Below are 13,134 nucleotides of genomic sequence, written 5' to 3' on the forward strand. Positions count from 1 at the left end.
ATTAAGATTTATTTAGTTTCATAATTTAGGAGTTAAACTCCTAAATTATCTTTATATTAGAATGTATATTCTACACTTGCTAATACATATTTGTCATCATGCCATTCAGTATCAGTTGCATCTTCATTAACATCTCCGTATAAAATAGCTGCCGTTAAAGATTCAGTAATAGGATAAGATGCTGTTAAGTTCAACTCTTTTTCTTTTGAATCATCTATTCCATAAGTTGTTACACCATATAATGCACCTAATTCAACATCAGCAATCGTGTATCCTAAAGAACCATATACAGTTCTAGCATCTGGATCATAAGTTCTATTCCCTGTATCAAATGGAGAAATATTATCACCAGCAGTAGTCATTATAGCAGCACCACCATCTTTATCAGTTTTAATATATCCAACTGCAGCAGAAATATCAGCAATAGTCGTATTTAGTTCAAGATGTCCAATTGATCCATCTTCATACCCATTATTTTTATCAACACTACTTTCTGCATAATGAGCAATTAGACCAAAATAATCAGTTGTAATAGTTGTTTTTAAACCATAAAAATCAACTGCATCAGGAGCTGAATATACATAAGGGTTAAATTCTACACTTTCTAATCCAGCATATTTAACATCAAGAACATATACTCCTTTATTTCCATTTATATCATGAAAATCTTCACTTAAATCAATTCCTGATTCAGCTTTTCTTTGTGAGTATCCTAAAACAACTGTTGTATCAGGAATAGCAGTAATTGCAGCAACTACAGCTTCATTGTAATCAGCTAACCATTCAAGATCAATAGCTTGTCTACCAGCTGTTATAGAAAATCCTTCCATTGCATATTTAAGATATGCTTCTGTCATTAAAGAATTGTTTGCAAATGCAGAATCAGCATCACCTGATCTATCATATTTTTCAATTTGACCTAAACCAAGATTTCCTTTAAATTCTGCTTTTGCATTAAATCCATAAAATGAAGCTGTTTCAAAAGCAACTGTAGCTTGTCCATTTCCAAATCCAGAATCTTTCACACCATCTTTATTATCATGTTTTTCACCATATAAAGCTACGCTTCCTGAAACTTTTCCTTCTTTAAACGCAGAATCAATTGTATCAGCACTAAAAGCCACAGAAGAACTGAATATAAATCCACAAGCAATTAAGCTTATTTTATTTCTTGACAAAAGGTTTTTCATTTTTTTTCCTTACAAATATTTTTTTAATATTGAATAACTATCATCGCATTAATAGCTTTTCTTTATAGAAGAACAATAAAATTATAACATCAACAAAAATCAAAATAAACAGTTTAGATGTATATATACTATACATTACTAAATATTGATTAATGTTTATGATAATCATTATTATAGTATTAGTTTTTTTCTTAATCTTTTATTAACTTAATATCAATTAAGTACTCTTTAGATAAAATGCTCACAATCAAAATCCAAGGAATTTTTATGTCAACATTTAAACTTTTTAGTGGTTCAGCTAACCCTGAATTTGCAACAAAAGTAGCAGAATATTTAGGAATGTGTGTTTCAAATGCAACTCTTAATAAATTTAGTGATGGAGAAATCTCTGTTCAAATTACAGAAAGTGTAAGAGGACAAGATGTATTTATAATCCAACCAACTTGCGCACCAACAAATGACAATTTAATGGAATTGTTAATTATGGTAGATGCTCTAAAAAGATCAAGTGCAAAATCTATTTCAGCTGTTATTCCATATTATGGATATGCAAGACAAGATAGAAAAGCAGCACCAAGAGTTCCAATAACTGCAAAATTAGTTGCAGATATTTTAGAAACTGCTGGTATTTCAAGAGTAGTTACTATTGATTTGCATGCTGCTCAAATTCAAGGTTTTTTCAATATTCCTGCTGATAACTTATTTGGTTCTATTTTATTTGCAAACTATATTAAGTCTAAAAATTTAGCAAACCCAATAATTGGAAGTCCAGATATTGGTGGAGTTGCACGAGCTAGATCTTATGCAGACAAATTAGGTTATGACTTAGTTATTGTTGATAAAAAAAGAGAAAAAGCTAATGAATCTGAAGTTATGAATATAATTGGTGATGTAAAAGGTAAAGATGTTATCTTGGTTGATGATATGGTTGATACAGCTGGAACTTTAGTAAAAGCTGCAGAAGTTTTAAAGAAAAAAGGTGCAAATTCTGTAATGGCATGTTGTACACATGGTGTTCTAAGTGGACCTGCTTATGATAGAATTGAAAAAGGTGAATTGGATGAATTAGTTATTTCTGACACAATTCCTACACGAAAAAATGCTAAAAAAATAACTGTATTAACAGCTTCAACTATGATTGGAGAAGCCATAAGAAGGATTCACAATAACGAATCTGTTAATTCAATTTTTATTGCGTGATGCAAAACTAGAAAATTTCGGTATAATTCGCGTGATTATTAATTAAAAAGGAATAACAATGAAAAAAATTATATTATCAACTGTTGCTTGTGCAACAATGATGTTAGCTGCAAACTCTGATTACAAATATGAAATTACACCAACAGTTGGTGGAGTTTATACTGAGGGTAATTTAGGTTTAGATAGAGGTTATGCAAATGGTGGATTAAGTTTAGGATTTAATCAATTTGATTCTTTTATTGATCAAGTTGAACTTGGTTTTTTAAGATCAACTGAAGATGTAAATTACAAAGGAACTAATGCTGATACTGGTATTACAAGAATATTTACTAACTTTATTAAAGAATATAGCTTAACTTCTGATGTATCATTATATACATTAGTTGGTGCTGGTGTTGAAATTTTTGACAACGAAGGTAATGGAAATAAAGACGGATTATTTGGTAACTATGGTGCTGGAATTAAATATAAAATTGCAGACCAATTTGCTTTAAAATTCGATGTTAGACATTTAATTGAAGCTGATCATGGAGACAATAACTTATTATATAATGTAGGTTTTGCTGTTCCATTTGGTGAAGTTGCTAAACCAGCTCCTGTTGTTGAGAAAAAAGCTCCTGTTGTTGTAGCTCCTGTTGTTGCAGCAGCTCCTAAAGATTCTGATGGTGATGGTGTAATTGATGAATTAGACCAATGTCCAGATACTATGAAAGGTTCAAAAGTTGATACTGTTGGATGTATGACTTTAGTTAACTTAAATATTAACTTTGATACAAACAAATCAGATATTAAAGATTCTTACAATTCAAGAGTAGCTGAATTCGCAAAAATGATGAATGCTAATCCAAAATTAAAAGCTACAATTGGAGCACACACTGATTCTGTTGGTTCAGATGCTTACAATCAAAAATTATCTGAAAGAAGAGCTGCTGCTGCTGTTAATGCATTAAAAGCATTAAAAGTTGACGCATCAAGAATTAAAGCTGTTGGTTATGGTGAAACTAAACCAGTTGCTTCAAATGATACTGTTGAAGGTAGAGCTGAAAATAGAAGAGTTGAAGCTGTAATGAGCAAATAATTCTAATTTTTTTAGAATATAAGGGGCTTGAGTTTATCTCAGCCCCTTTTTTTATTTCTACCAATTCCTATTTAACAATAAACTTACAAAACTTTAGATACAATCGCGATATAATAAATAACACAATAAACAACTTATAGGAATTACCCTTGCAAAAAAATATTAGAAACTTTAGTATTATTGCTCATATTGACCATGGAAAATCAACTCTTGCAGATAGAATAATTCAAGAATGTGGTGCAGTTGCAGATAGAGATTTATCAGCACAAATGATGGATACTATGGATATAGAACAAGAAAGAGGGATTACAATTAAGGCTCAAAGTGTAAGACTTAATTATGTAAAAGATGGACAAAATTATATTCTAAATCTAATTGACACTCCAGGTCATGTTGACTTTTCTTATGAAGTAAGCCGTTCATTAGCCTCTTCTGATGGAGCACTTTTAATTATTGATGCAACACAAGGTGTTGAAGCTCAAACTATTGCTAATGTATATATTGCTATGGATAATGACCTAGAAATTCTTCCAGTTGTAAATAAAATTGATTTGCCAAGTGCTGATCCAGATAGAGTTTTAGAAGAAGTTGAAGAAGCAATTGGAATTGATTGTACGGAAAGTAATCTAATCAGTGCAAAAACAGGTGTTGGAGTAAAAGCGTTAATTGATGCTATCGTTGATAGAATTCCGTCACCAGTTGGTGATACAGATGCTCCTACAAAAGCTTTGATTTATGATTCTTGGTTTGATAATTATCTTGGAGCTTTAGCACTTGTTAGAGTTTATGATGGAAGTATCAAAAAAGGTCAAATGATTAGAATGATGAATACACAAGAAGAACATCAAGTTCTTAATTTAATGTATCCACATCCTAGAAAACCAACAAAAACAAATGTTATTGAAACAGGTGAAATTGGAATTGTTATACTGGGACTTAAAACAACAAATAGTATCGCCGTTGGAGATACAATTACTGACGCGAAAAATCCAACAGCTGAAGTAATCGATGGATTTGAACCTGCTAAACCATTTGTATTTGCAGGAATTTATCCAATTGAAACAGATAAATTTGAAGATTTAAGAGATGCTTTAAATAAACTACAATTAAACGATAGTTCAATCTCATTTGAACCTGAAAGTTCAGCAGCTTTAGGAAGTGGATTTAGAACAGGATTTTTAGGAATGCTTCACATGGAAGTAATCAAAGAAAGACTTGAAAGAGAGTTTGATTTAGATTTAATAGCAACTGCACCAACGGTTGTTTATGAAATTTTAAAAACAGATGGAACAAGAATTACGATCCAAAACCCAAGTGAATTACCAGCTCCAAACTACATAGATACGATTTTTGAACCTTATGTAAAAGCTACAATTTTAGTACCTGATGAATTCTTAGGAAATGTTATCAAACTTCTTAATGACAAAAGAGGTAATCAAAATAAAATGGATTACATCGGTAAAAGAGTTTTACTAGATTATGATATTCCAATGAATGAAATCGTAATGGATTTTTATGATAAATTAAAATCAACAACAAAAGGTTATGCCTCTTTTGATTATGAACCAATTGGATTTAGACCAGGTGTTTTACAAAAACTAGATATTAAAGTTGCAGGTGAAATCGTAGATGCACTTTCAATTATCGTGCCTGAGAATAAAGCACTTTCAAAAGGAAGAGAATTTATCAAAGCCTTAAAAGAGTTAATTCCAAGACAATTATTTGAAGTTGCAATCCAAGCAAGTATCGGAAATAATGTAATTGCAAGAGAAACTGTAAAATCAACAGGTAAAAATGTAACTGCAAAATGTTACGGTGGAGATATTACAAGAAAAAGAAAATTACTAGAAAAACAAAAAGCTGGTAAAAAAAGAATGAAAGCCATAGGAAAAGTAAATGTACCTCAAGAAGCATTCATGGCAGTTTTAAAAATATAATTTCATCTTTTGGCGAATTTCTGCGTCAAATCAATAATTTAAATGCTCACGTACTCTTAGTACGCTGCGCTTTAAATTCTCTTTTTTCCTTGAACTTCACTCAAAATCTAAAACTCTATTTTTAAAAATTATCTATATATTTAATATTTTGTACTCTCATCAAAATGGTCTCGACAATTTTTACACCACCATCCTGGTCCATCTTTATGTAATCTTACACTCAATTCATTTACATCAAAACAAGTTGGACAAAAAGGACCTTCTTTTTTTCGATCAATTTCTTTCCAATATATATTATCATCAAAAGTAATAGTACTTTTATCTTGTAACTTTTTCTTTAAGTCTCTGATTTCATCATCTTTATCAATTAAATCCACTTTAATATCGGCTAACTCTGTTTTTAAATCTACTAAAGAACTAATTAATTCTGCTAATTTCAATTTCGTTTCTGCTTCATCCAGAGAACTACTACTATCTTTTATAAGTTTTGCAATCTCCATTGATGTTTTTATAGTAGCAATTGCTGTTGATATACTTCCTAAATCAGGCATTAATTTCCTTCTAAATAATTTCAATCATTATAGCAAAATCTGAACTACACTCTTAAATGTGAGCATTTTCAAAATAGCGTAAAAAAAAATCTATCTAAATTCGTTAAGAAATTTGAACTGTCTGAAGACTGAGGTACGAAGTCAAGTTTTCAAATTTTAGAATTTAGATAGATTTTTTAGCTATTTTGAATCCCTGCGAACGCTTTTCTTTTGCTTACTTTTCTTTACTAAAAAGAAAAGTATGAAGCATCACAACAAAGAAATAAACATAATTTATGATATTATTATTTTCATGTTATGCATAACCTGTAAAAACCTATCATTCCAAATTATCTGTAAAGATTGTCAAAATAATCTTTTAATCCCCTCTTTCCACAAAAGAGAAATAGAAGATGGATTTTTCAACTACTCTTTTTATACTCTTTCAGAACTAGAAGATTTAATCTTATCAAAATACTATTTTCATGGAGATAGAGTTTTTAATATTTTAGCAAAACTCTCTTTTGCTAAATTTGCTCAGAATTTCAGTTTTACAAATGAAGTTTACGCAATTCCTATTGATGACCATACACGACATGATTTTTCTCATACAGCTATTTTAGCAAGACATTTAAAATCTGAATTTATAACTCCTAAATACAACACTTTAAAAGCTTCTAATATTATAAAATATGCAGGAAAAGATTTGGAATTTAGACAAAAAAATCCAAGAAAATTTCAAGTTAAAAATATCACTAATCAAATAACTATTTTATGTGATGATTTAATTACCACAGGTTCTACTATTAAAGAAGCGAAAAAAGCTTTAGAGAAAAAGAATAATCAAGTTCTATTTTCTCTAACATTAGCTGATGCAAAACTCTAAAATTTTAATTATCATTTTCTTCTGCAATTTCAAGTAAAACCTTATCTTCAACCCATAAAATCATTGTTACATCAATAAGTCTATTACAAATAAAAATAGCAAAAGACAAATCATATATTAAATTTGTAGCAACAGAGGCATTGATTTTTTTTGAATTTATTAACTTATCTATTCTAATATTTCGTATATTTTCAATTGAATTTAGTTTTTGTTTTAATGCTTTTACTTTATAAAGGCGATCAATATCATCCAAATTATGATTTTGTCTTATGTACTTTAATTCTCTAAAAACCATAAGCATCAAATCTTTTATAATTTCATATTCAGATGTAACATATTTATCTTTATTTTTTTGATTATTTTCCAGATTTTTTTCTAATTTCTTAATATTTTTTAGAAGTTTATTCATCTGATTTGTTGCAGATTTTAATAAATTTACAACTTGAGAATCTTCTTCATTCATATTTTTTTGTGCTTCTGAAGAAAATTGAATAATATCATCATGTAATAACTTTAAATTTTCTTTATAAATTTTATCTATTTTTATATTTTGTATGTTATTTGTTTTATTTTCATAATGAGAAAAATGCAAATCTTCATCATTTATTTTTAATTGGTGTTTAATTGATTTTAAAAGATTGTAATAAAAGTTTTTATTCTCTTTTCGCAAACTAATGATTGCAGTTTTTGGTATTTGAATAACTTCATCATTTAAATATTGCGGTTTAGCCCAAGATTTTATTTTAGGAATAAAAAGTTTTTGTAGTGTTTTTACCATCAAAGGAATAAATGGAATCAAAATAATAACAGCCACAATATTAAATAAAGTTTGAAACATTGTTAATTTTATAACATAATTATCTGCTGCTACACCAAAATATTGTGCAATAAAATCAATCAAATATATAATTGGATATATAAAAATTGTTGCAAAAATAGCAGCTGTTAGATTGAGAATAAATTGAGCAAGAGCTAATCTTTTACCATTTGCATTTGAAGATACAGCTCCCAAAACAGTTGTTGCTGTACTTCCAATTTTTCCACCAATTACAGTTGAGAGTGCATTTATATAAACTATTTGCATACTTGCAAGTGCTGTCAAAATTATAGCAATACTTGCCGAACTTGATTGCACAACAAAAGTCATTATACCTCCCAAAATAGAATAAATAAACATTCCAAAAAAACCATCAAGAGCATAAACTGATAAATCAATACTATCTTTTAATGATGAAAAACCATTAACCATATAAGATATTCCTAAAAAAATAAATCCTAAACCTAATAAAATATTGCCTAAACCTTTATTTCTTTGTTCTTTTGAAAATCTAAAAAATATACCAAAAATAATTATAGGCATAGCATAATGAGAAATTTTTATTTTTAATCCAAGTGTTGCAATTAACCAAGCAGTTGTGGAAGAGCCTAAACTTGAACCTAAGATTACACCTATTGCTTCACTTAATCCAATTAAATCAGTTGCTAAAAAAGAGATTAGGATTACACTTGTAAGGGATGAACTTTGAATAACTGAAGTGATTATAAAACCTGTTCCAATAGCTTTTGGCAAAGTATTTGTAAATTTTTCTAAAATATGTTCTAAAAAACCTCCAGAAAAAAGTTTAAATCCTTCATCTAAAAAAAACATACCAACTAAAAAAATAGCAACTCCAGCAACAATAATTTTAGCATTTTCATAAGAAAAAACGAAATAAGCTAAAACCAAAAATAATAGAGGAAAAAACATTTTTTTAACCATTACACTCCTCCAAAAGTATATAATAAATAATACATTTAAAACATAGCATTATGATAGCTTTTAAATGTATTTATTTTTAAAGTAGAAGATAATTTTTTGTCTCTTAAGTAACTCACATTTAATATAAGATATAATCAAGATATATGAAATAGGAATTGTTTATGATAGGAATAATAGATTATAACATGGGGAATTTAGCAAGTGTTTACAATGCTTGTAAATTAATAGATGCAAAAGCTACAATTGTTAAAAATCCAGAAGATTTAAAAAATTTTAATAGAGTTATTTTGCCAGGTGTTGGTGCTTACAAAGATGCAATGGAACATCTTATTCAAACAGGGATGAATGAAGCTGTTTATGAGTTTGCAAAAAGTGGAAAACCAATGATTGGTATTTGTTTGGGAATGCAACTTTTATTTGAAAGCTCACAAGAATTTGGTCATACAGATGGTCTTGGATTAATTGATGGGCAAGTTGTGAAATTTGATAAGTCAAAAATGCATGAAGATTTCAAAATTCCTCACATGGGTTGGAATACAATAAGAAATAAAGAACACGCCTTATTTGAAGGATTAAAAGATCCATATTTGTATTTTGTTCACTCATATCACGCGGTTACTAGTGAAAAAAATATCATTGGAACTACAACTTATGGTTATGATTTCACAAGTGCTGTTAATAAAGATAATATTTATGGTTTACAGCCACATCCTGAAAAATCACATGATAATGGACTAAAAATTTTAAAGAACTTTATAAATTTAAAATAAGGAAATTTTATGAAAACTATTGCAATTACTGGTGCTAGTGGATTTGTTGGAACAAGTTTAACAAAATATTTTTCTAATCTTGGATATAAAATTATTCCTATTTCAAGAGATATTTTAAATAATAAACAAAAATTAGAAGAGACTTTGAATTCAACTCAAATTGTAATTAATTTAGCTGGTGCAAACATCATAAATAGATGGAATGAAGCATATAAAAAACTTCTTTATTCAAGTAGAATTGATACAACTTCAAAAATAGTAAATGCAATTAATAATGTTCAAAATAAACCAAAACTTCTTATTTCAACTTCTGCTGTTGGGATTTATGACAATAAAACTACTTATGATGAAAATGGAACTTATTCAAATGATTTTCTTTCAAAACTTTGTCAAGAGTGGGAAAAAGAAGCTTTAAAAGCAAAAAATGAAACTACAAAAGTATCTATTTTTAGATTTGGAATAGTTTTAGGAAAAAATGGTGGTGCTTTACAAAAAATGATAACTCCATTTAAATTAGGACTTGGTGGAATTATTGGAAGCGGGAATCAAGCATTTTCATATATTCATATTGATGATTTATTAAATGCTTATAAATTTGTAATTGAAAATGAGTTTGAAGATGTATTTAATATCACAGCTCCAATTCCCACAACAAATAAAGGTCTTACAAAAGCTTTAGGAAAAACACTAAAAAGACCTACTATACTTCCAGTTCCAGAATTTATTTTAAAACTAATTTTTAGTGAAGGTGCCAAAGTTCTAACAGATGGACAAAGTGCGGTTCCTGAAGAATTATTGGATTTGGGATTTGAATTTAAATTCAAAAATATAGAAGAAACTATAGAAGATTTATGTAAATAAAATAAGGATTAATATGGATATTTTACCAGCAATTGATTTAAAAGATGGAAAAGCTGTAAGACTTAGTAAAGGATTGATGGATAGTGCAAAAATCTATTCAGATGAACCTTGGATGGTGGCTAAAAGATTTGAAGAATTAGGTTCTAAATGGGTTCATATAGTTGATTTAAATGGCGCATTTGAGGGGAAACCTGCGAACTTAGAACAAATCAAAAAAATCAGAGAAAACTGTAATCTAAAAATCGAACTTGGTGGTGGGATTAGAGATGAAGAAACTATCAAAATGTATGTTGAACTTGGAGTTGATAGACTTATTCTTGGTTCAATTGCAGTAAAAAATCCACAATTTGTAAAAGATATGGCTGCTAAATATCCGATTGCTGTTGGAATTGATGCTATGAATGGAATGGTTGCGGTTGAGGGTTGGGCTGAAGTTTCTACGATGAAAGCAACTGATTTAGCTCAAGAATTTGCAAATGCTGGAGTTCTAGCAATCATCTGTACAGATATAAGCAAAGATGGAATGCTTTGTGGAGTAAATGTCGAATTCACGGAATCAATTGCCCTTGCATCAAAAGTTGATACAATTGCATCTGGTGGAGTAAAAGATATAAATGACATCATAAATTGTAAAGCAAATGGAAATATTGCGGGTGTTATTGTAGGAAAAGCATTTTATGAAGGAACTCTTGATTTAGAAGAGGCTTTTAAAGTTTTAGAAAATAATTTACAAATAAAAAGTATTATTTGATTTCTTTAAAAAATATTTTCATTAACTAGCATCATAACTATAGTTTATTCGTAAATTTCGAAAATTATTTAAAAAGTATATACATAAAAATAATTTTATGTTATTATAATTAAAATAATTTATAAAGGCTAGTTGATGAACTCTAACAAAAAGATAACTATTATAATTTTCACTATGGTTACAATATTAACAATTGTAATAGTAGCTTTAGTGGCACTTGGTTCTAGGCAAACAGGTTATGATAGTGCAAAAAAAAGAGCTTATTTAACAGCCGATATAGTCAAAAAATCTTTAACATCACATATGGTTAATGGGAATATGCATCAAAGAGATGTTTTCCTAGACAGTATGGCGCAATTAAAAGAAGTAAGTGATTTATGGATAGTTAGATCAAAAACAATAAGTCAGCAATTTGGTAAATCTGGATTAGGAAATGAAATTCCAAGAGATACTATTGATGAAGAAGTTTTAAGAACAGGTATCGAAAGAGTTATAACAACTGAATCTTTAAAAAATGCTTCATTAAGAATCACTATTCCATATACTGCTTCTTCACTTGATAAGCCAAATTGTTTATCTTGTCATAATGCAAAAGAAGGAGAAGTATTAGGTGCTATTTCTTTAAAATTTGATATTCAAGAAGATAGGATTTCAAGCATTGCTATTTTGTTAAATGTTATTGGAATAATCTCTCTTTTCTTAATTTTTATATTGATTTATATTAGTAAAAAAATCAAACCATATACAAGTTCATTTGATGCAATTACAGAAGTTTTAAAACAAGTTCACGATGGTGATTATTCAGTAAGAGCAAAAGAAGGTGTTTTAAAAGAAGATAAAGAAGCTTCTTTATGGTTAAATGAAATTATAGAAAAACTTGAAACTGTATTAACAGGAATTGAAAAAAATCTAACAGCATTTGTTCATAATAGAGTATCAAATGTAAATAATGACAAATTATTAACTGCAAAAGAGATAATAGAAGATATTTCAGAAATTTATAACTATAAAAAAACAATTGAAACTGATTTAACAAAAGAAGATATTTACTATAGATTAGTGCAAGTATTAAAAGACAAATTATTAATCAAATCTTTTTATATTTTCGAAAATGATTTATTAAAAGATGAAAGAACAATAATTTTTTCTACAAAAAATATTAAACCATGTTGTGCAATTTTGAACAATGTAAAAGAACAATGTAGAGCTGAAAGAACAGACACTATTGTTATATCTGAGAATTTTCCTGAAATTTGTAGAGTTGCAACTTGTAAAAATGATACTGATTATATTTGTATTCCATTTTTAATAAATGACCAAAAAAGTATAACTATACATATTTTATGTGAAGATAAAGAGTGTCTAAAGCATTCTAAATATCAAATTGGAATAATCAAAAAATATCTTGAAGAGACTAAACCTATTTTAGAAAGTCGAATGTTAATGGATGTTTTAAGAGAAAGAAATTTAGTCGATGGATTAACAGGTCTTTATAATAGAAAATATTTAGATGAATTTATTGATAAAAAAATGCCTCATGAATTATCTAAAGGTATGACTTATGCAGTTATGTTTTTAGATATTGACTACTTTAAAATGGTAAATGATACCTATGGACATGATGCAGGTGATGCAATACTTCAAAAACTTTCATCAACAATGAAAAGTGCTATTACTGAAAATGAATTTATAATTAGATTTGGTGGTGAAGAGTTTTTAATTATAATGAAAAATCCAACTGTTGAAAGTGCAGAGGAATTAGCAAATAGAATTAATCAAGAGTTTGCAAAACTTGTATTTACATTTAATAATGATTCTTTTAGTAAAACAGTAAGTATTGGTTATGCATTTTTCCCAAGCGATACAGACCAGATTTGGAAATGTATTAAATTTGCCGATTTATGTCTTTACAAAGCAAAAGAAACAGGAAGAAATAAAGTTATAAGATTTACAAGAGATCTTTTAAAAGGTAGTGATAAAGATAATTATTAAAAAGAAGAACTGCATATAATTATGCAGTTCTTTTTAAGAGTTTACTTCTCAACGAGACTGTAAAATAAACTGTGTAAACCCACCAGTTACCCTTTAATTACTTAGTATATTTTGACACAATTTCACTGAAAAATATACTAAGTTGAGGGTAAATTTCAAACCAATTTCTAACACTAGACA

11 protein-coding genes are annotated in these 13,134 nt (G+C 28.3%); 8 read left to right on the forward strand and 3 right to left on the reverse strand.

Features of this window, described 5'->3' with window-relative positions:
* Window positions 1-56: 56 nt before the first annotated feature.
* Window positions 57-1,190 carry an Opr family porin gene (locus B0174_RS07525; RefSeq protein WP_108559265.1) on the reverse strand — a complete coding sequence of 378 codons (1,134 nt, stop codon included), beginning with the start codon at window positions 1,188-1,190 and terminating at the stop codon, window positions 57-59.
* Between the two features lie 267 nt (window positions 1,191-1,457).
* Between B0174_RS07525 and B0174_RS07530 the strand changes: the two genes are divergently transcribed.
* The 3 genes from B0174_RS07530 to lepA all read left to right on the forward strand — a co-directional run bounded on the left by B0174_RS07530 (window position 1,458) and on the right by lepA (window position 5,405).
* Window positions 1,458-2,390, forward strand: coding sequence for a ribose-phosphate pyrophosphokinase (locus tag B0174_RS07530; RefSeq protein WP_108559267.1), 933 nt, complete (start codon window positions 1,458-1,460; stop codon window positions 2,388-2,390).
* 58 nt (window positions 2,391-2,448) lie between these two features.
* The gene (locus B0174_RS07535) at window positions 2,449-3,468 is read left to right on the forward strand and encodes an OmpA family protein (RefSeq protein WP_108559269.1); all 1,020 of its coding nucleotides are present in this window, start codon (window positions 2,449-2,451) and stop codon (window positions 3,466-3,468) included.
* A 149-nt stretch (window positions 3,469-3,617) separates the two neighbouring features.
* On the forward strand, window positions 3,618-5,405 hold the full coding sequence (gene lepA, locus B0174_RS07540; RefSeq protein ID WP_108559271.1) for a translation elongation factor 4: 1,788 nt from the start codon (window positions 3,618-3,620) through the stop codon (window positions 5,403-5,405).
* A gap of 140 nt (window positions 5,406-5,545) precedes the next feature.
* Here lepA and B0174_RS07545 read toward each other — a convergent pair whose 3' ends face one another.
* Window positions 5,546-5,956: a hypothetical protein gene (locus tag B0174_RS07545; protein WP_108559273.1), complete on the reverse strand. Its 411-nt coding sequence runs from the start codon at window positions 5,954-5,956 to the stop codon at window positions 5,546-5,548.
* Window positions 5,957-6,197: 241 nt separating this feature from the next.
* On the opposite strand from B0174_RS07545, the gene B0174_RS07550 reads away from it, so the two are divergent.
* Window positions 6,198-6,821, forward strand: coding sequence for a ComF family protein (locus tag B0174_RS07550; RefSeq protein WP_228156432.1), 624 nt, complete (start codon window positions 6,198-6,200; stop codon window positions 6,819-6,821).
* A gap of 4 nt (window positions 6,822-6,825) precedes the next feature.
* Here the strand turns inward: B0174_RS07550 and B0174_RS07555 are convergent, their stop codons facing one another.
* Window positions 6,826-8,580, reverse strand: a complete 1,755-nt coding sequence (locus tag B0174_RS07555; protein WP_108559275.1) for a Na/Pi cotransporter family protein — start codon at window positions 8,578-8,580, stop codon at window positions 6,826-6,828.
* Window positions 8,581-8,741: 161 nt separating this feature from the next.
* Here B0174_RS07555 and hisH point away from each other — a divergent pair, with 161 nt between their 5' ends.
* The 4 genes from hisH (at window position 8,742) to B0174_RS07575 (ending at window position 12,954) form a co-directional block, all read left to right on the forward strand.
* Window positions 8,742-9,350: an imidazole glycerol phosphate synthase subunit HisH gene (gene hisH / locus B0174_RS07560; protein WP_108559277.1), complete on the forward strand. Its 609-nt coding sequence runs from the start codon at window positions 8,742-8,744 to the stop codon at window positions 9,348-9,350.
* Window positions 9,351-9,359: 9 nt separating this feature from the next.
* On the forward strand, window positions 9,360-10,211 hold the full coding sequence (locus B0174_RS07565; protein WP_108559279.1) for a TIGR01777 family oxidoreductase: 852 nt from the start codon (window positions 9,360-9,362) through the stop codon (window positions 10,209-10,211).
* A gap of 13 nt (window positions 10,212-10,224) precedes the next feature.
* The gene (gene hisA, locus B0174_RS07570) at window positions 10,225-10,962 is read left to right on the forward strand and encodes a 1-(5-phosphoribosyl)-5-[(5-phosphoribosylamino)methylideneamino]imidazole-4-carboxamide isomerase (RefSeq protein WP_108559281.1); all 738 of its coding nucleotides are present in this window, start codon (window positions 10,225-10,227) and stop codon (window positions 10,960-10,962) included.
* A 135-nt stretch (window positions 10,963-11,097) separates the two neighbouring features.
* On the forward strand, window positions 11,098-12,954 hold the full coding sequence (locus B0174_RS07575; RefSeq protein ID WP_108559283.1) for a GGDEF domain-containing protein: 1,857 nt from the start codon (window positions 11,098-11,100) through the stop codon (window positions 12,952-12,954).
* Window positions 12,955-13,134: the final 180 nt, after the last annotated feature.

Origin of the sequence: Arcobacter caeni, from assembly GCF_003063245.1 — a bacterium.
Lineage (GTDB): Bacteria > Campylobacterota > Campylobacteria > Campylobacterales > Arcobacteraceae > Aliarcobacter > Aliarcobacter caeni.